The organism is Pseudomonas synxantha, from assembly GCF_900105675.1.
GTDB classification, from domain to species: domain Bacteria; phylum Pseudomonadota; class Gammaproteobacteria; order Pseudomonadales; family Pseudomonadaceae; genus Aquipseudomonas; species Aquipseudomonas synxantha.
On record NZ_LT629786.1, the window covers coordinates 4,944,473 to 4,966,535 of the forward strand.

Sequence of the window (22,063 nt, forward strand, 5' to 3'; positions counted from 1 at the left end):
TCGGGCAGCATCGGTCGGGTTTTATCGGGGAAGACATTTCGTCGCACAGCTGTCGTCCTTGATCATTCAACCCGCACGAAAACGAAGCGTGCCCGGCAGGCCTGTCCAGGCTTGGTGTAACAGCCCTGGTGCCTAGGCCCGGGCCAGCTGCGCCGCGAAGACCTGGCGAAAGCGTTCCATTTCCTGCTGGTTACCCACCGTCACCCGCACCCATTGCGGCCAGTTCTGCCACACCCGCCCGACCAGTACATTCTGGGCTGCCAGCCGCTCGACCACCTGTTCTGCCGGTTGCTTCACGTCAATCATGAAGCAATTGCTCTGGGAGGCCGTGCAGGCAAAACCCCGGCCCTTGAACCAAGCGATCGTCTCATCGCGCAACCTGGCATTGAGCGCTTTGCGTTGGCCCACCAGTTGGGCTTCTTCCAGGCTGGCAGTCGCACCCAACAAGCTGGCGCCAGCCGGGACGTTGTCGCCGCCGAACACGGCCAGCCGCTCCAGCAGTGCCGGATGGCCGATTGCCAGGCCCAGGCGTGCACCGGCCATACCATAGATTTTCGAGAACGTGCGCAGCACCAGCAGGTCATCGTGGTCGTTGGTCCAACTCACGCAGCTGGGGGCGTCGCAGAAATCGATGTAGGCTTCGTCTACCACCAGCACACTGCCCTTGGGTTTGTTCACCAGGGCTTGGCGGATAGCTTCAGTCGGGGTCAGGGTGCCGGTCGGGTTGTTGGGATTGCACAGGTACAGCATGCCGGCTTGTGGGTCGGCCTTGAGCATGGCCTGCACATCATGGGCATGCTGCGTGTCGAGGTCCACTTCATGCACAGGCGCTTTGTTTGACTCGGCCGCCTGTCGCGGGACTTCGTAGGACGGTGTGGCCATCACCAGGCCGCGGTTTTGACTGGTGAACGCCAGCACCGCATAACGCAGGGCCGCCATCGAGCCGGCAAATACTGCGACGTTTTCTTCAGCGATCCCCTGTTGCCGGGCAAACAGCTCGGCCAGTGCGTACATGTGCGGGTAAGGATAACGTCCGGACATTGCAATCGCCCGCTGCATCGCCGCACGGGCTGCGTCTGAAGGGCCGTAAGGGCTTTCGTTGTAGTTGAGCAGCACCTTGTCAGAGGTCGTCGGCGTCGGGCTGGCGAGCGCCCAATCCAGATGCCCCAGCACGGGCAAGGCGGCTCCCAGGGCGAGAAGCGACCGACGACTGACACTGACCATAATTACTACTCCTTGTAGAGGGCGAGGGATCGCACGAGGTCATACACAAGAGTATGACGAGATAACCGTTGCTTGATTTAGCGTCACCTCGTATCCGTACATTCAGCACTTTATTGTTATGCCGGGCCCATGCAACACTTCCATTGCCGCGAACCTGAAAGGACAGGTTCTGCCGGACATGGAATGACGACTAAATGGAAGTGGTGAGCACTTGATACACAGACGGGAAAAAACCGAGCACTTGAAAAGCAACATCAAGTACTTGATCAAGAGCCGTGGCGAAACCCAGCTTTCGTTAAGCAATGCCGCCGGGCTGACCAGGACCACCATCTACAACATCCTGGGAGGCAAGGTCCTCAACGTACAGCAGTCGACCATTCGCAAGATCTCTGACTTCTTCGGCGTCTCGTATGAGGAAATCGAGACCATCAATTTTGAAGCCAAGGAAATCATCGAGAACAATGTCTCGCCGCTGGGCAATATGAACCCGGCAGCGGTGCCTGTGCTCAAGGAAAGCCTGCTCATGCAGGACCTGGGCAAGCGCGTGGGCGAATTGGCCACGCTTTACCCGCTGACCTACTACTTCGGCACGTCCTGCAACTTGATCGGCGTGCGCCTGGAACATGCGATTCCCGGCATCAATGAGGTGGGCGACTTGTTGATCGTACAGAAAGGTTCATCGAGCGACGATAAAGAGAAACTGGTATACGACCGCGCGACCAAAAAGCTGTTTATCACCCTGGAGCCCTGTGCCAATTCAGACCGTTTATGTGTCATCGGCGATATTCTTGAGGAACGCTTCAATGACCACATATGAAGGGGCTGTTGAAAACAGCAGGTACAAATTGCTGGGCTTTGAAAATGACAAGCGCCTGGCGGTGATCATGGTGCTTGCCACGGGCAAAGTCATCAAGATCAAACTGAGTGAAGTGCTCAACAGCGAGATCATGGATGACTTCAATAGAATGGAAGTCAAGAACGTCTACAAGAAGTTCTATGCCCAGGGCGGCACACTCACCGCCTACGATATAAACGATCGCAATGAAAACTCGTGGATGATCTACATCATCCTGAACTTGCTGCTGTTCACGTTTTATATCTTCACCAGCATTGCCGCGACCAAGCCGATCTACCTGGAGTCCATGGGCATCATCGTAACGCCGGGCACGTTCCTGTACCCGCTGACCTTTCTGATCGTGGACCTGCTGAACGAGAATTTCGGCTTGCGCCTGGCGCGACGGGCCATTCTGTTTGCGTTTGCCAGCAACGCGATGATCATCATCCTGCTATATGGCTCGACCTTCCTGCCGGGGCTGCCGGGCTGGAAACTGGACGGGCCGTATACCGACGTGATCCTGCAAGTGTCGTCGGTGCTGGTGGCCTCTTCGGTGTCGTTCCTGGTGTCGGAGAATATAAACTCCTACCTGCTGTGCAAGATCAAGGAGCTGACCAACTCCAAATACCTGTACCTGCGGATTTTCCTCAGTACATTCTTTGCGGTCATTATCGACAGCTTCCTGTTTTGCTTCATTGCCTTCTACGGCGCCATGGAGACCCGCGACATCCTGGGCATGATCTATGTACAGATCGCGATCAAAGTCGGCTTTGCGTTCTTCAATATCCTGCCTGCGTATGGGGCGCGCTCGTTGTTCAAGCGCTACCTGACCAGCAGCACAGCATGAGCATTTGAGCTGACAGATACCTGGGTGGTAGGGGGCTTGCCCCCCTACCACATTTTGCTCCATGCATCAGGTGGATCACACCAGTTGCAATTTGTGCTTCAGGCTCTGCATGACATCCGCCTTGTTCTGCAGATACTCATTCAAGCCCCGCGCACGCAGGTTGCACGCATCGCAATTGCCGCAGCCTGTGCCGATGATGCCGTTGTAGCAAGTCAGCGTCTGCTCGCGCACCAGCTCCAGCTGGTCGTGGTAATCGGCCAGCGCCCAGGTCTCGGCCTTGTTCAGCCACATCAGCGGGGTATCGAGGCGCAGGTTGTATTCCATGCCCAGTTCAAGGGCCTTGTTCAGCGCTTTGACGAACTCATCCCGGCAATCGGGGTAGCCCGAGAAGTCGGTTTCGCACACGCCGGTAATGACGGCCTCGGCCTTCACCTGGTAGGCGTAGATCGACGCCAGGGTCAGGAACAGGATATTGCGACCCGGCACAAAAGTGCTTGGCAGGCTTTCGCCCGAGCTGTTCACGGTCGGCACGGGAATGTTGTCACGGGTCAGGCTGCTGATGGCCAGCTCGTTGAGCAAGGACACATCCATCACTTTGTGGACCGTGGCTCCCAGCTGCTTGGCAAGCTTGCGGGCCACTTCGATTTCCGCCACATGGCGCTGGCCATAATCAAAGGTAATGCAGTGCACTTCGTCATACAGCGGCAGTGCCTGGATCAGGCAGGTCGTCGAATCCTGCCCGCCGCTGAATACCATAACGGCTTTTTTACTCATTGCTTTGCTTCCTGCACTCGTAGAATTGGGGAGTAGTTTAAAGGGCATGTCATAAAAAACCCCGCGCTTCTTGCGAAGGCGGGGCTTTTTATTGCTTACACCACTCAGTGGGCGTAGGTCAGCAACAGCTCTTTCGGCACTTGGAAATCCAGGGACATCATCACGCTGAGCGCGGTGATGGTGAAGATCGAGAACACGAACAGCTTGCGCGCCCAGACGGTGTCATCCACCGCCTTGTAGCCGGTCCAGGCCATGTACAACCAGTACATGCCCATGGCGGCGGCCACGGCCAGGTAGCTCATGCCGGCGTAGCCACTGAAGGTCAACATCAAGGTCGCCACGAGGAAGGCCAGGATGTAGAGCAGGATGTGTTTCTTGGCCACCTGGATGCCACGCTTGACCGGCAATACCGGAATCGACGCAGCCAGGTAGTCATTGAAGCGGAAAATCGCGATGGCGTAGGAATGCGGCATCTGCCACAGGCTGAACATCACCAGCAGCACCAGCGCGGCCATGTCGAAGCTATTGGTTACAGCCACATAACCAATCACCGGCGGCATCGCACCCGACAGGCTGCCCACCAGCGTACCGTGTACCGACTTACGCTTGAGGTACAGGCTGTAGAGGCCGACGTAGATGACAAAACCGATCACGGCAAACAGCGCCGCCAACGGGTTGGCCACCTTGTACAACAGCACCACACCGGCAACACCCAGGACGGTCGCAAAGATCAGTGCCAGTTTCAGGGAGATAAGCCCCTGCACCAGCACGCGATTCTTGGTGCGCTCCATCTTGATATCGATGTCACGGTCGATGCAGTTGTTGAACACGCAACCGGAAGCAACCACCAGGGACGTACCGATCATTGCAGCCAGGAAGATGGCCAGATCGACATGTCCCTTGGAGGCCAGGAAGAAACCGCCCGCCACAGAAAGCACGTTACCGAAAATGATCCCCGGTTTGGTGATTTGGATAAAGTGCTTAAGCGACATCGGGTCTTACCTCACTTCGCCATCATGAACGTATGGATGCTGAACATGATCCATATCGACAGGCCAACCAGCAGCACGATTACGATCCCTGCAAACACGAACGCAACCACGTTGTCGCGCTGTTCTTTGGAACGATCCAGGTGCAGGAAGTACACCAGGTGAACCAGCACCTGAATCACCGCGAATGCCAGCACGATCATCAAGGTGATCGACTTCGGCAGGGTCGGGTACATCACCAGACCAAACGGGATGATCGTCAGGATTACCGACAGGATGAAGCCGATAGCGTAGGACTTAACGCTGCCGTGGCTCGCATCATGGCTGTCATGGTCATGGGAGTGTGCATTAGCCATTACAGAGTCCCCATCAGGTAAACAACGGTGAAGACGCAGATCCAGACCACGTCCAGGAAGTGCCAGAACAGGCTCAGGCAAGTCAGGCGAGTCTTGTTGGTGTTGGTCAGGCCGTGCTTATTGACCTGATACATCATCACCGCCATCCACAGCAGGCCGGCCGTTACGTGCAGACCGTGGGTGCCGACCAGCGTGAAGAACGCCGACAGGAAGCCGGAACGGTGCGGGCCGTAGCCTTCGGAGATCAGCAGGTGGAACTCGTTGATCTCCATGCCGATGAAGCCCAGGCCAAACAGGAAGGTCAGTGCCAACCAGCTCAGTACGCCCTTCTTGTTGCCCTTGTAGAAGGCCAACATGGCGAAGCCGTAGGTGATCGAACTGAACAACAGCAAGGCGGTTTCGCCGAGCACGTAAGGCAGTTCGAAGATGTCGTGGCCCGACGGGCCACCCGCTACGTTGTTTACCAGTACCGCGTACACCGCGAAGATCGACGCAAACAAGATGCAGTCGGTCATCAGGTAGAGCCAGAAACCGAAGACGGTCATTGGCCCCGAGTCGTGGTGATGGTCATCGTGCCCATGGTCATCGACATGGGCGTGTCCAGCATTGGTCACTAAGTTCGACATGGTTTAAGCCTGTTCCAACGAGGTTTCTACACGGTTGGCCGGAATCTTCTTCTCGGCTACCAGGCGAGCGTGCTGCTCGGCTTCGATGCGTTCGATCGTTTCGACCGGCACCATGTAGCCTTGATCATCACGGGCAGCGTGAATGATGAAGTAACCGATAGTGCCCACCAGGCTCGCGATTGCCAGCCACCAGATGTGCCAGATCATCGCGAAACCGAACACGGTCAACAGCGCGCCCATCACCACACCAGTGGCGGTGTTGCTTGGCATGTGGATCGGTTCGTAGTGCTTGGGCTTCTGGTACGCAGTACCGTCTTCCTTGGCTTCGGTGAACGCATCGATGGTGTTCGCAGTCGGGATCACGGCGAAGTTGTAGAACGGTGGTGGCGACGAGGTCGACCATTCCAGGGTGTGGCCATTCCATGGGTCGCCGGATTCGCAAGCGTTCTGCTTACGGTCACGGACGCTCACGTACAGCTGGATCAACTGGCAGGCGATACCCACGGCGATCATCACCGCACCGAACATGGCAACGTACAGGTACGGTACCCACTCAGGGTTGGTGGTGGCGTTCAGACGACGGGTCATGCCCATGAAGCCCAGTGCATAGAGCGGCATGAACGCGACGAAGAAGCCCGAGATCCAGAACCAGAATGCAGCCTTGCCCCAGCCTTCGTGCAGCTTGAAGCCGAACGCTTTCGGGAAGTAGAAGCTGAAGCCAGCGATGTAGCCGAATACCGCACCACCGATGATCACGTTGTGGAAGTGCGCGATCACGAACAGGCTGTTGTGCAGGACGAAGTCAGCACCCGGGATGGCCAGCAGTACGCCGGTCATGCCGCCGATGGCGAAGGTCACCATGAAGCCCAGGGTCCACAGGACCTGGCTGGTCATGCGCAGACGACCGTGATAGATGGTGAACAGCCAGTTGAATAGCTTCACCCCCGTCGGGATGGAAATCAGCATCGTCGCCAGGCCGAAGAAGGCGTTGACGCTGGCCCCCGAGCCCATGGTGAAGAAGTGGTGCAACCAGACCATGAAGCCCAGTACGGAGATTGCGCCCGATGCGTAGACCATCGAGTGGTGACCGAACAGGCGCTTGCCGGTAAAGGTCGAGATCACTTCGGAGAAGATACCGAACGCTGGCAGGATCAGGATGTACACCTCAGGGTGACCCCATGCCCAGAACAGGTTCACGTACATCATTGGATTGCCACCAAGTTCATTGGTGAAAATGTGGAAATCCAGGTAACGGTCAAGCGACAGCAGCGCCATGGTAGCGGCCAGGATCGGGAACGAGGCCACGATCAGTACGTTTGCCCAGGTGCAGGTCCAGGTGAAGATCGGCATGTCCATCAGTTTCATGCCAGGGGCGCGCATTTTCAGGACGGTGGCCAGGAAGTTGACCCCCGTCAATGTCGTCCCTAGTCCTGATAACTGTAGCGCCCAGATGTAGTAGTCCACACCAACGCCCGGACTGTATTGCAAGCCCGACAATGGCGGATACGCAACCCAACCGGTCTTGGCGAATTCGCCGACGCCCAGGGACACGTTGATCAGCACCACGCCGGACACCAGCAGCCAGAAGCTCAGGGAGTTCAGGAACGGGTAGGCAACGTCACGCGCACCGATCTGCAGCGGCAATGCCAGGTTCATCAAGCCGGTGAAGAAAGGCATCGCCATGAAGATGATCATGATCACACCGTGGGCGGTGAAGATCTGGTCATAGTGTTCAGGTGGCAGGTAGCCAGGCGACCCCTCGGTGGCCATTGCCAACTGGGTACGCATCATGATGGCGTCGGCAAAACCACGCAGCAGCATGACCATGGCAACGATGACGTACATGACGCCGATTTTCTTGTGGTCGACCGAGGTCAGCCATTCGGTCCACAGGTAGGACCATTTCTTGAAATAGGTGATACCCGCAACCAGTGCCAGACCACCCAGCGCGATCATGGCGATAGTCACCATTACGATCGGCTCGTGGAATGGGACCGCGTCCCAACTTAATTTACCAAACATCGTTTACTCCTCTGCCCCAGCAGTTGAATGCGCGCCTGTATCAGAACCTTCAACCGCGGCCACTTCTTTCTTCTCGTGCTTGACCGGCTTGCCTGGCTTCATACCTTCGTACTTGTCGACGATTTTCTGAAACAGGTTCGGCTCATACGTGGAGTACAGGGCGACTGGGTTGTTCTGGCTTGGTTTGGTCAGGGCGTCGTATTCAGCTTGATCAAGCTGTTTAGGTGCGGCCTTGACTTCGGCTACCCAGGCGTTGAAATCGTCCTGGCTCGTCGAGATCGCTTTGAATTTCATGCCGGTGAAGCCAGCGCCGCTGTAGTTCGCGGAGATGCCTTCCATTTCAGCTTTTTCGTTGGCGATCAGGTGCAGGCGGGTCTGCATGCCTGCCATCGCGTAGATCTGGCCGCCCAGGGCTGGGATGAAGAACGAGTTCATCACGGCGTCGGAGGTGATCCGGAAGTTAAGCGGGGTGTTCTCCGGGAAACGGATCTCGTTGACCGTGGCGATACCCAGGTCCGGATAGATGAACAGCCACTTCCAGTCCAGCGCGACCACTTCGATGTTGATCGGCTTGACGTCGGATTCAAGCGGACGGTACGGGTCCAGCTCATGGGTCGACTTATAGGTGATGTAACCCAGGGCGATGATGATGAGGATCGGTACCAGCCACACCGCAATTTCGATCTTGGTGGAGTGCGACCACTTAGGCGCGTAGGGATAGTCTGAAGTAGGCCGCTATTTTTCGACTGCTGAGCCATAGGTGCTTTCAAAAAACGGCGGCCGTTCAAAACCGATCACGTCTGCCGCCTATTCCATCCATTTTTTCCGCTGAACGCTCCTCGCAGCAGCTATTTTCCTCATTACGGACGCACCTCTCCTGCGCTGGAGAGCAAATATCGACGCGCCATCCAAAGGTTCGACAGGGCGAACAGCGTCACCATCTGAGCAGTGTTTTTCACCAAGCCTCGGAAACGCACTTTCGTATAACCAAACTGACGCTTGATCACTCGAAATGGATGCTCAACCTTGGCGCGAACCTGGGCCTTGGCTTTCTCGATCTTGCGCATCGCTTTGTACAGCGCGCTGCGTTTACCGTGTTTTTTGTAGGTACTGCGCCGGGCTGCAATCTGCCAGATGACGTGGCGTCCCGCATGCTCTTCGCGCTTCTCGACACCGGTATAGCCTGCATCGGCGCAGACCACGTTCTCAGCACCGTGTAGCAGTTTGTCGAGTTGGGTTATGTCCGCGACGTTGGCCGCAGTGACCACCACGCTGTGCACCAGCCCTGACTCATCGTCGACACCAATGTGAGCTTTGGCACCGAAGTAATACTGGTTACCTTTCTTGGTTTGATGCATCTCAGGGTCGCGTTTGCCGTCCTTGTTCTTGGTCGAACTGGGCGCATGAATCAGCGTGGCATCGACGATGGTGCCTTGTCGCAGCGACAAGCCACGGTCGCCCAGATAGCCATTGATCACGCCGAGAATACCAACGGCCAACTCGTGCTTTTCCAGCAGGCGACGGAAGTTGAGGATGGTAGTTTCATCTGGGATCCGCTCCAGGCTCAGACCGGAAAACTGGCGCAAGATCGTCGTCTCGTACAGCGCTTCTTCCATCGCAGGATCGCTGTAACCGAACCAGTTCTGCATGAGATGAACCCGCAGCATCGCCATCAAAGGATAGGCCGGACGACCCCCTTCGCCCTTCGGGTAATGAGGTTCGATCAGGGCAATCAAACCCTTCCAGGGTACGACCCGATCCATCTCGATCAGGAACAATTCCTTGCGGGTCTGCTTGCGCTTACCGGCGTACTCGGCATCGGCGAAGGTCATTTGCTTCATTGAAAAGCTCGGCGATTGGTGTCCGGAGATTTTGCCAAATCAGGAAGTCTTTTTCAGGATTTCCGTAGGTCGCCTTGGTGTTCGACGCGCGGTATTTCCAGGCGAAGGCGAACGTCATGATGATCACAGGCACCACGACCAACAGCATCAGCAGGGTGGCAGTGATGATCAGGTTTCGTTGATCCAGACCGATCTGTCCTTTCGGGTCCATCAAGGTCCACTTGCAGCCTCCCAGCATTAACATCATGCCAAGCAGCGGCAAAAAGCCTAGTAATCGGGGGTACCTGTTTTTACTCATCTCACGACCTCTAAAGCAGCTTGCGCAATGCAGTTGGGTTTTGATCGCCAACACTTCACCCTGCCAAGGGTTGGCATTTCTCTTCGATTGAATAAGAGCCTGCCCGACACGTCATGACTGTACGTTGCACGGACCAGCAGTGAGTTCTTATTCGATTTCGTGGCTAAAGGCCTTGTTACAGACCAATTCCATTTGGTGCGGATAGTTGAAAGGCTGCCGGAACCTGGGGTCGCACAGAGCCTTCCATCTGCCCCTCGACCGCTCCAATGCTCAAAGATTGAACAGCACCGGACATTCAGTGCGGGCGATTGTAGTTAGCTAGCGATGTATAAACCATGTCTTATAAAGAAATAATTTTTATCGATTCCAGCAACAATCCTTCACCAAACTTGCAAAGATTCGCGATCTTATCGCGTTCGATTCTCAACAAAAACCACAAAAATTGCCCTGTTATTGGGCAGATTGCCACTCCCCTTACAGCCTGTAAGGGCATGCCGAAGCTATCCAAGTCCCCATAAAACAAGGCATTCATAGCTCCGTCGAGCGCTCGGACCACAGGTGCGGCGCGGTGCCGCTCGCACCACGAACTGACAGCACAATTTGTGTGCTGGGTGCAAATTTAAGCGCCGATTTCACGGGTCAGAAACGTCCTGCGACAGTGTCCGTGTGACAACATGTCGCACACTGTGCACACCTTAAGTTGCTCCTCGTCACGGCGCTTTCACAAATCCCTACAAACAAAAACGCTCCGGCCTTCACAAGAAGGACGGAGCGTCTTAATGGAGCGAAGGCTCAGGCTTTGGGATGACGATTGCGATAGATGCACAGTGGCACCAGGATCACCGTCAGCACGAACGCCACCAGCGCCCATTGGGCCAGGGACAGGCCGAGTATCGGCGGGTAAGGCGTGCTGCAGAAGCCGTCGACCTGGAAACCCAGGGGGAACACCTTGGCCAGGGGCAGGTCATCGACGATCGGTTGCAACACATCAACGCCGCAACTGACCTGTGGAAAAAACTGGGTGTACACATGGTGGCCGGCAGCAGCCACTCCACCCAGGGCACTGAGCACGACCAGCCCTTCGAAAACCGTGACCGCCCCTTTGGTGCGCATGGCCGCCCCGATGAACGCGAAGAGTGCGATCAGCAGCAAGGCGTAGCGTTGCAGGATACACAGCGGGCATGGTGCTTCGCCCAGCACCACTTGCATGTACAGCGCCCCGCCAATCAGCGCCAGGCAGATGATGCCCAGCAACACCAGAAAGCGCCGCTCCCTGCCCAAACGCATATCGTCAATCATCCCCGTTTTTCCTTTGCCTGATTATGGTTGTGCCTGATGGCAACAAGTTTACACACAGGCAGTGGTTTAAACAGAGAGGGGTTAACAGCAGATTAATCAGGAAAAATAGAGCACTTAATGTGGGAGGGGGCTTGCTCCCGATATAGGTGTATCAGTCAGCATAGAGGTAGCTGGCCCACCGCCATCGGGAACAAGCCCCATCCCACATTGGGATAGTGCCGCTACAAAAAGATTATTCCAGCGCCGCAGCCGGGCCGAAGAACTCATAGCGCGCCTGCTTCTCCGGTACGCCCAGCGCCTTCAGGTGCCGCTTGATCGCCGCCATGAACCCCTTGGGCCCCAGGAAGTACGCATCGACATCCCGCTGCTCAGGCAACCAGGCCTCCAACTGCTCCTGGTTCAGCATTCCAACCTTGTCCGCCGCCGGGCTGATACCGTCATCCTCGGCATAACAGTAGAAACGCTTGAGCTGCGGATGCTGGGCCGCCAGGCTGTCTACCCAGTCACGAAATGCATGCACCCCGCCATTACGGGCACAGTGGATAAAATGCACCGGGCGCTGGGTCGCCAGGGCTGCTTCGAGCATCGGCAGGGTTGGGGTGATACCCACCCCGCCGCTGATCAGCACCAGCGGTTTATCACTGGCGGCCAGGGTGAACTCGCCCGACGGTGGAAACAGGTCAATGGTGGCACCGATGTGCATCTGGTCATGCAGGTAGTTGGACACCCGCCCACCGGCTTCGCGCTTGACGCTGATGCGGTACATGCCGTTATCGGTGAGGGCCGACAGGGAATAGTTGCGACGCACTTCTTCGCCATCAAGCACCAGTTTCAGGCCGATGTACTGGCCAGGTGTGGCAGCCAGGATCGGGCCGTTATCCACCGGGGCGAAATAGAACGAGGTGATCTCGTCGCTCTCCTCCACGCGCTTGACCAAAAGGAACGGCCGCGCACCGCGCCAGCCGCCGGGCGCCTGGGCTTTTTCATCGTAGATGGCCGCCTCGGCGCCGATCAGGATGTCCGCCAACTGGCCATAGGCCGCGCCCCAGGCACTCATTACCTCTGGGGTGGCAATCTCGCTGCCCAGCACTTCGGATATAGCTCGCAGCAGGCAGGCACCGACGATGGGGTAATGCTCGGGCAGGATCTGCAAGGCCACGTGCTTGTTGATGATCTTGGCCACCAGGTCGCCCAATTGGTCCAGCTGGTCAATATGGCGCGCGTACATCAGCACCCCATTGGCCAGGGCGCGGGGCTGGTCGCCGCTGGCCTGGTGAGCCTGGTTGAACAGCGGGCGCACTTCGGGGTACTCGGAGAGCATCATGCGGTAGAAATGGGTGATCAGCGCTTCGCCGCCACTTTCCAGCAGAGGCACGGTGGATTTGACGATGGCACGGTCTTGGGCACTAAGCATGGGGGACTCCTAGGTCTTTTTACTCATTACCCTTTGGTACTCAGTATTCGTGCCAACTAATAAATCCTTTATTTTCAATAACTTAAATATAATCTAGTCAATATGACTTCCTACACCTTATAGTCATAAGGACTACAAGGAGTCATTATGACTGCACAACCGTTGCTCACCACCCTGCTGCCGCTGGTTGCCGATCTGTCTCGGGAATTGCCCGAAGGCGAGCGTTACCGACGCCTGCTACAAGCCATGCGCGCCCTGCTGCCCTGTGACGCCGCCGCGTTGCTGCGCCTGGACGGTGAGTGGCTGGTACCGCTGGCCGTGGATGGCTTGAGCCCCGACACCCTGGGCCGACGCTTCAAGATCAGCGAACACCCACGCTTCGAGATACTGCTGAGCAGCCCCGGCCCCACCCGTTTCGACAGCGACAGCCAATTGCCTGACCCCTATGACGGCCTGGTCGCCGGTTTGCACGGGCACTTGCAGGTTCACGACTGCATGGGTTGCCCGCTGTTTGTCGACGACCGGCCCTGGGGCCTGCTGACCCTGGATGCCCTCGACACCGAACGCTTTGAACGGGTCGAACTGGACGCTTTGCAAGCCTTCGCCAGCCTCGCCGCGGCCACGGTCAATGTGGCGCAGCGCATCGAACGCCTGGCGTTGCGGGCTGAAGACGAGCACCAACGCGCCGAGATCTATCGCCAGGCCAGCGGCCAGCAGCACAAGGAAATGATCGGCCAGAGCAAGACACATAAACGACTGGTTGAGGAAATCAAACTGGTGGGTGGCAGCGACCTGACCGTGCTGATCACCGGCGAAACCGGGGTCGGCAAGGAGCTGGTGGCCCAGGCGATCCATGCGGCTTCGTCCCGCGCCGACAAACCGTTGATCAGTCTCAATTGCGCTGCCCTGCCCGAGACCCTGGTGGAAAGCGAACTGTTCGGCCATGTGCGCGGCGCCTTTACCGGGGCGCTGAACGAGCGGCGGGGCAAGTTCGAACTGGCCAATGGCGGCACCTTGTTCCTCGATGAAGTGGGTGAGTTGTCGTTGACCGTGCAGGCCAAGCTGCTGCGTGTACTGCAAAGCGGCCAGTTGCAGCGCCTGGGGTCGGACAAGGAGCATCAGGTGGATGTGCGCCTGATCGCCGCGACCAACCGCGACCTCGCCGAAGAAGTGCGCAATGGCCGTTACCGGGCGGATTTCTACCACCGTTTAAGTGTGTACCCGCTGCAAGTACCAGCCCTGCGGGAGCGCGGGCGTGATGTGCTGCTTTTGGCGGGGTTCTTCCTCGAACAGAACCGTTCGCGCATGGGCCTGGGCAGTTTGCGCTTGACCGGCGACGCCCAGGCGGCGTTGCTGGCCTACAACTGGCCGGGTAATGTGCGTGAGCTGGAACACTTGATCGGACGCAGCGCGTTGAAAGCCCTGGGCAACTGCCATGAACGCCCGAAGATTCTCAGCCTGAGCGCCCAGGACCTGGACTTGCCCGACGTCGGTGCAGCGGTGACTGAAGCACCGGTCGAAGCGGCGCCCATCGCGACTGGCGACCTGCGCCAGGCTACCGAACACTACCAGCGCCAGGTCATCAGCGCCTGCCTGGAACGTCATCGGCACAACTGGGCCGGCGCCGCCCGGGAACTGGGCCTGGACCGCGCCAACCTTGGGCGCATGGCCAAGCGCCTGGGCCTCAAATAGGCCAGGCGACTCAGTAAAGTGTGGGAGGGGGCTTGCCACATTAGATTTGTTTCGCATGAAAAGTCGGAGCTACCGGCTTGGGTTTACGAAACACCAATACGTTCCCCAACATCACCAATATCAGCCCCACCAGCGCCGGCGCTGTCCACTGATAGCCCTCGGCAAACGCCGACACATTCAACGCCACCACCGGGAACAACACGGTGCAATACGCGGCTTTCTCCGGCCCCATGCGGCCAACCAAGGTGAGGTAAGCAGTGAAGCCGATGACCGACCCCGGGATCACCAGGTACCACAGGGCGCCGATATACCGTGCACTCCAGTCCATTTCGAACGGAATACCGCGTACCGCGCAATAGGTGGCCAACATCGCCGCGCCATAGGCCATGCCCCAGGCGTTGGTGGTCAACGGCTTGAGCCCGGCCTTCTGTTGCAGGCTCGAGAGCATATTGCCCGCCGAGAAACACAGTGTCCCCAGCAGCGCCAAGCCCAGACCCAGCAAGGTCTGCGGGCTGGCGGTATGCCCGGCCAATTGCGGCCAGAACAGAAAGCCCAGGCCCAGCAACCCAAGCGCGCCGCCCATCAACACGTTACGTGCAACCCGCTGGCCGAAAAACACCCGGGCATTCAGAGCGTTCCACAAGGTCGCCGTGGAAAACACCACCGCCACCAAGCCGCTGGGTATCCACTGACTGGCAGTCAGAAAGCACATGAAGTTGACGCAGAACAGGCACAGCCCTTGGGCCAGGCAGATCAGGTGCCCGCGCCTGTTCATCACCTGCAACTTGCCGCTGAGCAGCAACAGCCCGAACAGCACCAGCGCAGCCAAGCCGAAGCGATAAACGATCGACACAGGAATGGCGACCACGCCCAGCTGCCATTTGAGCGCGATCCAGGTGGTGCCCCAGATCAGCACGGTCAGTAAATACAGGAAAAGGTTCATAGCGGGCTCCATCGATTGAGCCACAGTGTCGCCTCCAGCCCTTGAAAGGCTCTTGCACATTCTTGCGCTTTTGTCGGGCAGTGGGCTCACAGCGCCAGCCGTGGAGCGTAGGATGCAAGGTGTCGGAGAACACACCATGCCAGAGCTGGAATCCCTGCAAGTCTTTCAATCCCTCAACCGTTCGCCCCATGCGCGCCTCGAGGCCTGCGCCGAACTGGGCGATGGCTTGGCTGCAGCCGTGTGGAGCAACCACCATGACGCCCAGGATTACCAGGCGCCCAGCCATCACACCTTGTCGTGCTACATCGGCGGCGGCACCGGCACGTTTCGCCGTGAGCGGCCGGGCACCAAGGGCGGCCCCGACAAGCTGTGCATCCTGCCGGCAGAACATCAGTCGGCCTGGGTGATCAATGGCGAGATTCGCCTGGCCCATGTGTATTTCAGCCCGGAACAATTCGCCCTCGGCTGCATCACCCTGCTCGACCGCGAGCCGCGTGCACTGCAATTGCGTGAGGGCACCTTCCTTGAAGATGCCCACCAGGCCCGGCGTTTTCACCAATTGGTCAGCCTCGACTGGCACGAGCCCGGCGAGCGCCTGCTAACCAGCAGCCTGGCCCATGAAATGCTCAGCCATACCCTGCTCAGCCAGGTCGGCGCCCGCGAAGGCTTGCGCCTCAAAGGCGGGCTGGCGGCGTACCAGCGGCGGCTGTTGGTGGAGTACATCGACCACCACATCGAAGCCCCCATCAGCCTCGGCCAGTTGGCCGCAATGTGTGCACTGTCGGAATACCATTTCGCCCGGATGTTCCGGCAAAGCTTCGGCCTGCCGCCCCATCAATACCTGTTGGCACGACGCCTGGCGCGGGCGCAGACCTTGCTGCGCAGCAGCGCGTTGCCGATGGGCGAGGTTGCCCTGCTGTGCGGTTTTTCCAGCGCCAGCCATTTCAACCAGCGCTTTCGCCAAGCCATGGGGGCCACGCCGGGCGAATACCGCCAGGCTTTCTGCGCCTAGACCATCAAGCCCAGCGTCTTCGCCTTGGCCACCGCCTGGGTGCGTCGCTCCACTCCGAGTTTGCTGTGGATACGCCGTGCGTGGGTCTTGACGGTATGCAGGGAGATATACAGGCGCTCGGCGATTTCCAGGTTGGAATTACCGAGGGCGATCAACTCCAGCACTTGCAGCTCGCGCTGGCTCAGTGGGTTTTCCACGGCACCGACAGGCGCTGCCTGTGGCTCCAGGCCCAGTTCACTCAATAGCCCGGGGGCGCGCAAACGCAACTCGCGAATGGCCTGCTGTACCTGGCAACGCCCCGCCAGCGCCAACCCGGCCTGCAACGCCCGACGAGCCAAGGCGGGGTCACCGAGCTGCCAGGTCACTTCTCCCAGCACCAGGTGCAGTTCGGTTTCCAGGCAGAGCATGCCGCGCTGCCGGGAGGTGTCGAGCAAGGCATTGAGCCGCGTAATGGGTTGTTCGGCACAGCCCAGCTTGACCTCGGCCAACACCAGCAAATATTCCAGGCGCGGGATCAGCTCCAAGGTGGCCGGTGGCGCCTGCTTGGCGCAAGGCCCACGAAAATGACGCAACACCCGCCGCACCGCTTGCACCGTCAATTCAGCACGTCCCTGCTGCAACCAGAAGTGCCCGCTGACCAATAGCAGCACCGCGCGATACACCGTGTCCGGCACATGGCGCTGCTGCATCAGGCGCTCGGCGTCACGCAGTTGGATAAAGGCTTGGGCGTAGTCGCCCCGATTGGCGGCCAACAGCGCCAGGCCAAGAAAGCCGTAAAGTACGCGCTTGTCCTGGCTCTGCAGGCACATCGTCAAGCCCGCTTCAAAACACTCGGCCGCCAAGCTGTCTTGGCCCTGCCGCAAGGCCAAGTGCCCGCGACGCAGCACAATACGCCCCACCAACGGCCCAGCCTTGAGACGTTGGCGAGCCAACATCGCCTGCACCGTCTCCAACAGGCTTTGTGCCCGGTAGGGTGCGCCGCGCTGCTCCAGCAATTGAGCATGATCCAACTCCAGCAGGGCCTCCAACACCAGCGAATCATGGGCACGGGCCAGGCACAGGGCTTCGCGGTTCAAGGCTTGGGCGACATCCAGCTCACCGCGCAACAAGGCTTGCTGGGTCAAGCCCGACAGGCACATCAAGCGCGACGTCCAGGCATTCTCAGGCAAGGCTTGCAACGCTTCGAGGAAATGCTCGCGGGAGCGTCCGGCATCGCCGCTCAAATGCAGCAGCCAGCCCCATTGGGCCTGCCAGCGCGCCAGCAGATAGCGTTGTCCAGCGGCCGTCGGCTGGGGGGCAAACCGGGCCAGTTGATCGATACACAACGCCGCTTGCTCGAAGCGCCCGGCAAACAGCAAGGCGGCCGTGACCAACCCCACCAATTGCGCAGACCCCAGCATCAACTCATCGCCGTGCTGCTCATGCAGACGCAACAGGAGCACAGCGTTTTGCTGGCGAAACAAATCTTCGAAACTGAAATGCTGCAATAGGCTTACCGCCAGTTCGTATTCCTCTGCCAGCAGCGCCTGCTCGAAGGCCGCCTGCCAGTCGGTTTCGGCGGTAAACCACTGGCACGCACGTCGGTGCCATGAATGCTTGGTCGGCCAGGGGGCGTCGCGCATCAACCGTGCCAGCGGGGGGAAGACTTGCAGCCAGTCACTGGTGCCTTCCCAAGGTTGGATAAACGCACCGAGCGTCTGCAACTCGTTCAAGTACTGAGCGCCGTCGTTAATGCCGAATAGATGCTCACACAAGCTTTGATTGAAGCGTGGTAGATGGGCCAGCACGCGCCAGGCGTCCACCAATGGCACCGGCAAGGTGTTGAAGAGTTCATGCTGCAGGTAATCGAGCAAGGTTTTGTCGGGATGGCCGTCGCCCAGCAAGGCAATACGTACCCCGGCACACCAACCGGCGCTGAACTGCATAATGCTGTCGACGCTCTGCCCTGGTACGAGCAGCGTCTGGATTTCCGCTGCGCTGAATGACAACTCACTGCACTCCAGCAATTCATCGTCGAGCAACAGGCGTGGCCAGTTGCACAACGGACGCCGCCGCGCACCCAGCCACCAGGTCAGGTGTGGGCTGCTGGCGGTGAGCAAACGGTCAAGCAAGGCGTCCAGTTCGGGCACCGGCAGACGACAGAAATCATCGAGAAACAACCACGTGGGGTTTGACCAACGGCTGAGGTCGAGCAGTAATGTGGCTTCGTCGATAAACCGCAGACCCAGGTATTGCGCCAGCCGTGCACAGAAATGCAGAGGGGTGAGCGCCGCACCATTGAGTGGCATCCAGTAGACCTGGCACTCCTTGGGCGCCTGCAATGCACACTCGGCGAGCAGCGCACTCTTGCCACTGCCCCCAGGCGCGCACAGCAACTTCACCCGCGCCTGTGCCGCGAGCAGCGGCCCAGCCAGGCGCGGGCGCAACAGGTGGTGAGCGGACAGCCTTGGCATGAGTCCAGGACGGTCCAGGCAGCGGGTCATGACGGTCATTGCTGCATCCTGCTTTTTTATTGTTATGCAACCGTAGACCCGTGGTTGGTGGTTGTTGAAGAAGTATTCAGCGGGGTGATTAGTGACCATGCACAAACCCGACATTGCAGTGGGCTGTCAGGCCGCCATCGGGGGCAAGCCCCCCTCCCACACGTTGATCGCATTTCACAAAGGTACTATCGAACGCCTGCCGACCTCAGTGCGGCCGGGGTGTAGTCCGCCGCCTTGGCCGCGAAGCCGAATACGAAGCTGCTCTTCTCCTCGTTCTTCATGCCCAGTGCGATATAGCGTCCCGCGATGAGGTCGTACAGGGTTTCCACGGTGTAGGCCGGCACTTGGTGGTCGTAGTAGAACTGCGCGTGACCTTCGGCGACGCGCCACAGTTGGCCGCGACCGTCGTAGTGATCCACCAGGGCGACCTGCCAGCTGTCTTCATCGATGTACATATGGCGCTTGGCGTAGATGTGCCGCTCGCTGGGCTTGACGGTGCCGACCACTTCCCACACGCGGTGCAGCTCATAGCGGGTCAGGTCCTGGTTAATATGCCCGGCCTTGATGATGTCGTCGTACTTGAGCTTCGGCGAATCGAGTTTGTAGCTGTTGTAGGGGATGTACATTTCCTTCTTGCCCACCAGCTTCCAGTCATAACGGTCGGGGGCGCCGGAGAACATGTCGAAGTTGTCGGTGGTGCGCAGGCCGTCGGAGGCCGTGCCCGGACCGTCATAGGACACCTGCGGCGCCCGCCGCACACGACGCTGGCCGGCGTTGTAGATCCAGGCCAGGCGCGGCTCCTTCACCTGATCGAGGGTTTCGTGCACCAGCAGCACATTGCCGGCCAGCCGCGCCGGGGCGGTGACCGACTGCTTGAAATAACTCAGTACGTTGGCCGCCTTGGCCTGGTCGATATCCGCGATGGCCTGGGGCACCGCGACTTCTTCTTCGAAGCGGATCGGCGTATAGCTGCCGTTGGTCTGCGGCGTGGCCTGGGTGATGATGCGGCGCAGGTTGCCACCGTGATAACGGGTGATGTGGTTCCACAGCACCTCCACACCGTTCTTAGGGATCGGGAACGCGTAATAACGATTGCCGGTGAAGTTTTCCAGGCCGTTGCCGTCATTGATCGCATGCACATTCAGGGCGCTGCGCTTGATCGACTCATAGATGTCCGCCGGCAGATTGACCGTGCGATGGCTGGGGTAGACCGGAATCTTGTAGGTCTCGGGGTAGCGCTTGAACATCGCCACCTGACCGTCGGAGAGTTTGTCTTTGTACTTGTCCACGGTGGCGGGCGTGATCACGAACAGCGGTTTTTCATTGGCAAAGGGGTCGGCGAGAAAGCCCTTGCTGTCTACCGCGCCGGCGTTTTTCGGGATGCCGCCGGTCCAGGCCGGGATCGATCCATCGGCGTTGCCGGCCTTCTCGGCGCCGACCGGGGTCAGGGTGGTGCCGAGCTTGGCGGCTTCTTCGGGCGACACCGCCGCCATTACGTTAGCGGCCAATACACTCAGGGCCATCACTGCAATCATCTTACGCATAGGGTCTTGTCCTTCTTTTAAGCCAGATCAGAAGTTCACGCCGAAGCTGAGGGCGAGGAAATCGCGGTCGGTCAGGGTGTTGTAGTCACCGCCAAAGAAGTCGGTGTAGCTCAGGCTGGCGGTGTAGGTGCTGCGATAGTCCGCATCCACGCCGACGCTGATGGCCTTGGCGCCTTTGTTGAACAGGCCGTTGGGGCCGTAGCCAGCCACGTCATGGGACCAGGACAAGTTGGGCTTGAGGTTCACCCCGGCAATCGCGTTGTTGTAGTCCAGGATCGCCCGCGCGCGGTAGCCCCAGGAGGTGGAGGTGACGAAACCGTCAGTGTCGCCCTCGAAACCGTAGGCGCCGTACACCGAATCGCGGCCGTAACGCAGCTTGCTTTTATCTTCCAGGCCCGCGACGTGCACCACCGCCGCTTCGCCAACCAGCGTCAGGCGTTCGGCGCCCAGCACCTGGTCGAAGAACTGGGTCATGGTGCTTTGGATCTGGGTGATTTCCTTGCGGCGGTAACCTTTGTTGTCCGCGCCAAATGCGCTGCGGATCGGCGACGCGGTATTGCCAGCAATCGGGTTGACCAGCGCCAGAGTCAGGTCGGTGGTGTTGAGTTGTACCGGTGCATTCGGCCGATAGCTGATCTCGCCGGTCCACGCCGTGCCGGTAGACAAGGTGGTGGAAAAACTGGCACCGAACAGGCGAATATCTTCCGGATAATCCAGGTAGTACTGGCCACGGCCGAGCATGGTGCTCTGGGCCAGAGCCGACCCGAAGCCGGGCGGAGCAGCGGCACCAATGGCGCCGATGGTCGCAAGGTTGGTATTGGCGGTAATCGTGCCCACGGTCGGGGTACGGCTGTGGTAATTCATGAAGTACAGGCCGTATTCAGTGTCATCACCCAGCCAGCGCAAGGCCGCGCCAAACTGGCCGGAGTCTCGTGCATCACGGTCGGCGGCACGCTGCACCACCACACCTTCGCGGGTCACCACAAAGCCTTGGCCACGTGCTGCTGCTATGGGTTGCAGAGGGGCAATCGCCGGGTTACCCACCGTGTAGTTACCGGTACAGCCGTCCGCCGCCACATCCCCTCCGAAGAATGTGCCGCAGTTGTCCAGCACGGTCTGGTCCCATTCCAGCTGGTAGAAACCCTCCACGGTCAGCTGGTTGGTCAGGCTTTGTGACGCAAACAGCATGTTCACCGGGATCAACCCTTCCTTGATCTCGGCCCCTGGGCGGCGAAAGGCCGAGACGTCAATGGGGTTGATGCTGTTGATGGAGTTACCGATGAAGGTGCTTTCGCCCCAGCTGACCACCTGCTTGCCGGCGCGCACGGTGCCGGGCAGGTCGCCCAGGGAGTAGTTGTGGTAGACGAAGGCATCGAGGATTTGCGCGCCGCTGGATTTGGCGCCTTCTTTGCGGTTGTGATCGCTGATCTGCTTGAACTCGCGGTCTTCGTCCTTGAGTTCGAAGTCATACCAGTACTTGCCGCGCACGAACACGCCGGTGTCGCCGTATTTCAGCTCGAGGTCGTGCAGGCCCTTGAAGATCTTGGAAAAGGTCTCGCCCTTCTTGAAGTTGAGGCGCCCGTCATCCCCGGTCGACGCCTGGCCGGTGCCGCCGTTGACGGTGCTGACCAGGCTTTTATCGGCATCGCGCATGCCCCAGCTCGCGCCCACCGAGAGCGAAGAGTCGAATTGCCCTTCGATCTCGCCAATATTGAACGAAACAGCCTGTGCCTGGGCACAGCAACCCAACGCAACTGCAGTGGCCAGCGCCTGTGGCGTGAAGATGGCGCGCATTATTGTTTTTGTCATGCGTCTTCCCCGGTGAGTGACAGAAGGCCCCACCCTACTGCCGCCCTGAAGGAGC

17 protein-coding genes and 2 pseudogenes are annotated in these 22,063 nt (G+C 58.9%); 4 read left to right on the forward strand and 15 right to left on the reverse strand.

Annotated features, from left to right (window positions below; all coding sequences use genetic code 11):
* Positions 1-132: 132 nt before the first annotated feature.
* Positions 133-1,224, reverse strand: coding sequence for a pyoverdine biosynthesis transaminase PtaA (ptaA, locus tag BLU48_RS22920; RefSeq protein WP_057025644.1), 1,092 nt, complete (start codon positions 1,222-1,224; stop codon positions 133-135).
* Positions 1,225-1,435: 211 nt separating this feature from the next.
* Here ptaA and BLU48_RS22925 point away from each other — a divergent pair, with 211 nt between their 5' ends.
* Positions 1,436-2,041, forward strand: coding sequence for a helix-turn-helix transcriptional regulator (locus BLU48_RS22925; protein ID WP_082636743.1), 606 nt, complete (start codon positions 1,436-1,438; stop codon positions 2,039-2,041).
* Positions 2,028-2,906: a queuosine precursor transporter gene (locus BLU48_RS22930; protein WP_057025643.1), complete on the forward strand. Its 879-nt coding sequence runs from the start codon at positions 2,028-2,030 to the stop codon at positions 2,904-2,906. The genes BLU48_RS22925 and BLU48_RS22930 overlap by 14 nt, the downstream gene beginning before the upstream one ends.
* Positions 2,907-2,981: 75 nt before the next feature.
* On the opposite strand, the gene queC is transcribed toward BLU48_RS22930, so the two are convergent.
* From queC to hmpA, 10 genes and pseudogenes are all read right to left on the reverse strand, one after another.
* A complete protein-coding gene (gene queC / locus BLU48_RS22935; protein ID WP_057025642.1) occupies positions 2,982-3,680 on the reverse strand; it encodes a 7-cyano-7-deazaguanine synthase QueC in 699 nt (232 codons plus the stop codon).
* Positions 3,681-3,784: 104 nt separating this feature from the next.
* Complete coding sequence (gene cyoE / locus BLU48_RS22940; RefSeq protein ID WP_003176002.1) at positions 3,785-4,672, reverse strand: heme o synthase; 888 nt, start codon at positions 4,670-4,672, stop codon at positions 3,785-3,787.
* An 11-nt stretch (positions 4,673-4,683) separates the two neighbouring features.
* Positions 4,684-5,025 (reverse strand): cytochrome o ubiquinol oxidase subunit IV, encoded by a 342-nt coding sequence (cyoD, locus tag BLU48_RS22945; protein ID WP_046069469.1) that lies wholly within the window; start codon positions 5,023-5,025, stop codon positions 4,684-4,686.
* Positions 5,025-5,651, reverse strand: coding sequence for a cytochrome o ubiquinol oxidase subunit III (locus BLU48_RS22950; protein ID WP_046069470.1), 627 nt, complete (start codon positions 5,649-5,651; stop codon positions 5,025-5,027). Before BLU48_RS22950 ends, cyoD begins: the two co-directional genes overlap by 1 nt.
* 3 nt (positions 5,652-5,654) lie before the next feature.
* Positions 5,655-7,673, reverse strand: coding sequence for a cytochrome o ubiquinol oxidase subunit I (cyoB, locus tag BLU48_RS22955; RefSeq protein WP_046069471.1), 2,019 nt, complete (start codon positions 7,671-7,673; stop codon positions 5,655-5,657).
* A 3-nt stretch (positions 7,674-7,676) separates the two neighbouring features.
* Positions 7,677-8,387: pseudogene (gene cyoA, locus BLU48_RS22960) on the reverse strand (ubiquinol oxidase subunit II); the annotation flags it as partial.
* 146 nt (positions 8,388-8,533) lie between these two features.
* Positions 8,534-9,514: an IS5 family transposase gene (locus BLU48_RS22965; RefSeq protein ID WP_057025744.1), complete on the reverse strand. Its 981-nt coding sequence runs from the start codon at positions 9,512-9,514 to the stop codon at positions 8,534-8,536.
* A gap of 64 nt (positions 9,515-9,578) precedes the next feature.
* Positions 9,579-9,812: pseudogene (locus BLU48_RS22970) on the reverse strand (cytochrome o ubiquinol oxidase subunit II); the annotation flags it as partial.
* 792 nt (positions 9,813-10,604) lie between these two features.
* Positions 10,605-11,111 carry a disulfide bond formation protein B gene (locus tag BLU48_RS22985; RefSeq protein ID WP_043046793.1) on the reverse strand — a complete coding sequence of 169 codons (507 nt, stop codon included), beginning with the start codon at positions 11,109-11,111 and terminating at the stop codon, positions 10,605-10,607.
* 232 nt (positions 11,112-11,343) lie between these two features.
* Positions 11,344-12,525 carry an NO-inducible flavohemoprotein gene (hmpA, locus tag BLU48_RS22990; protein WP_057025189.1) on the reverse strand — a complete coding sequence of 394 codons (1,182 nt, stop codon included), beginning with the start codon at positions 12,523-12,525 and terminating at the stop codon, positions 11,344-11,346.
* A 147-nt stretch (positions 12,526-12,672) separates the two neighbouring features.
* Here hmpA and norR point away from each other — a divergent pair, with 147 nt between their 5' ends.
* On the forward strand, positions 12,673-14,217 hold the full coding sequence (gene norR, locus BLU48_RS22995) for a nitric oxide reductase transcriptional regulator NorR (protein WP_057025188.1): 1,545 nt from the start codon (positions 12,673-12,675) through the stop codon (positions 14,215-14,217).
* A gap of 40 nt (positions 14,218-14,257) precedes the next feature.
* Here the strand turns inward: norR and BLU48_RS23000 are convergent, their stop codons facing one another.
* Positions 14,258-15,160, reverse strand: coding sequence for a DMT family transporter (locus BLU48_RS23000; protein WP_057025187.1), 903 nt, complete (start codon positions 15,158-15,160; stop codon positions 14,258-14,260).
* 136 nt (positions 15,161-15,296) lie between these two features.
* Here BLU48_RS23000 and BLU48_RS23005 point away from each other — a divergent pair, with 136 nt between their 5' ends.
* On the forward strand, positions 15,297-16,172 hold the full coding sequence (locus BLU48_RS23005; protein ID WP_057025195.1) for a helix-turn-helix domain-containing protein: 876 nt from the start codon (positions 15,297-15,299) through the stop codon (positions 16,170-16,172).
* Here BLU48_RS23005 and BLU48_RS23010 read toward each other — a convergent pair.
* The 3 genes from BLU48_RS23010 to BLU48_RS23020 form a co-directional block, all read right to left on the reverse strand.
* On the reverse strand, positions 16,169-18,664 hold the full coding sequence (locus BLU48_RS23010) for a LuxR C-terminal-related transcriptional regulator (protein ID WP_057025186.1): 2,496 nt from the start codon (positions 18,662-18,664) through the stop codon (positions 16,169-16,171). The two genes, BLU48_RS23005 and BLU48_RS23010, sit on opposite strands and share 4 nt — an antisense overlap.
* A 176-nt stretch (positions 18,665-18,840) precedes the next feature.
* Positions 18,841-20,199 carry a DUF1329 domain-containing protein gene (locus BLU48_RS23015; RefSeq protein ID WP_057025185.1) on the reverse strand — a complete coding sequence of 453 codons (1,359 nt, stop codon included), beginning with the start codon at positions 20,197-20,199 and terminating at the stop codon, positions 18,841-18,843.
* Between the two features lie 27 nt (positions 20,200-20,226).
* On the reverse strand, positions 20,227-22,008 hold the full coding sequence (locus BLU48_RS23020) for a DUF1302 domain-containing protein (protein ID WP_057025184.1): 1,782 nt from the start codon (positions 22,006-22,008) through the stop codon (positions 20,227-20,229).
* Positions 22,009-22,063: the final 55 nt, after the last annotated feature.

What these genes read in the sequence shown, in the direction of transcription:
- BLU48_RS23005 (WP_057025195.1), top strand. Translation starts at nt 15,297, where the DNA reads ATGCCAGAGCTGGAATCCCTGCAAGTCTTTCAATCCCTCAACCGTTCG.
- BLU48_RS22965 (WP_057025744.1), bottom strand. Translation starts at nt 9,514, where the DNA reads ATGAAGCAAATGACCTTCGCCGATGCCGAGTACGCCGGTAAGCGCAAG.
- norR (WP_057025188.1), top strand. Translation starts at nt 12,673, where the DNA reads ATGACTGCACAACCGTTGCTCACCACCCTGCTGCCGCTGGTTGCCGAT.
- BLU48_RS23010 (WP_057025186.1), bottom strand. Translation starts at nt 18,664, where the DNA reads ATGACCGTCATGACCCGCTGCCTGGACCGTCCTGGACTCATGCCAAGG.
- BLU48_RS23015 (WP_057025185.1), bottom strand. Translation starts at nt 20,199, where the DNA reads ATGCGTAAGATGATTGCAGTGATGGCCCTGAGTGTATTGGCCGCTAAC.
- BLU48_RS23000 (WP_057025187.1), bottom strand. Translation starts at nt 15,160, where the DNA reads ATGAACCTTTTCCTGTATTTACTGACCGTGCTGATCTGGGGCACCACC.
- cyoD (WP_046069469.1), bottom strand. Translation starts at nt 5,025, where the DNA reads ATGGCTAATGCACACTCCCATGACCATGACAGCCATGATGCGAGCCAC.
- BLU48_RS22930 (WP_057025643.1), top strand. Translation starts at nt 2,028, where the DNA reads ATGACCACATATGAAGGGGCTGTTGAAAACAGCAGGTACAAATTGCTG.
- queC (WP_057025642.1), bottom strand. Translation starts at nt 3,680, where the DNA reads ATGAGTAAAAAAGCCGTTATGGTATTCAGCGGCGGGCAGGATTCGACG.
- cyoB (WP_046069471.1), bottom strand. Translation starts at nt 7,673, where the DNA reads ATGTTTGGTAAATTAAGTTGGGACGCGGTCCCATTCCACGAGCCGATC.
- BLU48_RS23020 (WP_057025184.1), bottom strand. Translation starts at nt 22,008, where the DNA reads ATGACAAAAACAATAATGCGCGCCATCTTCACGCCACAGGCGCTGGCC.
- hmpA (WP_057025189.1), bottom strand. Translation starts at nt 12,525, where the DNA reads ATGCTTAGTGCCCAAGACCGTGCCATCGTCAAATCCACCGTGCCTCTG.
- cyoE (WP_003176002.1), bottom strand. Translation starts at nt 4,672, where the DNA reads ATGTCGCTTAAGCACTTTATCCAAATCACCAAACCGGGGATCATTTTC.
- BLU48_RS22950 (WP_046069470.1), bottom strand. Translation starts at nt 5,651, where the DNA reads ATGTCGAACTTAGTGACCAATGCTGGACACGCCCATGTCGATGACCAT.
- BLU48_RS22985 (WP_043046793.1), bottom strand. Translation starts at nt 11,111, where the DNA reads ATGATTGACGATATGCGTTTGGGCAGGGAGCGGCGCTTTCTGGTGTTG.
- ptaA (WP_057025644.1), bottom strand. Translation starts at nt 1,224, where the DNA reads ATGGTCAGTGTCAGTCGTCGGTCGCTTCTCGCCCTGGGAGCCGCCTTG.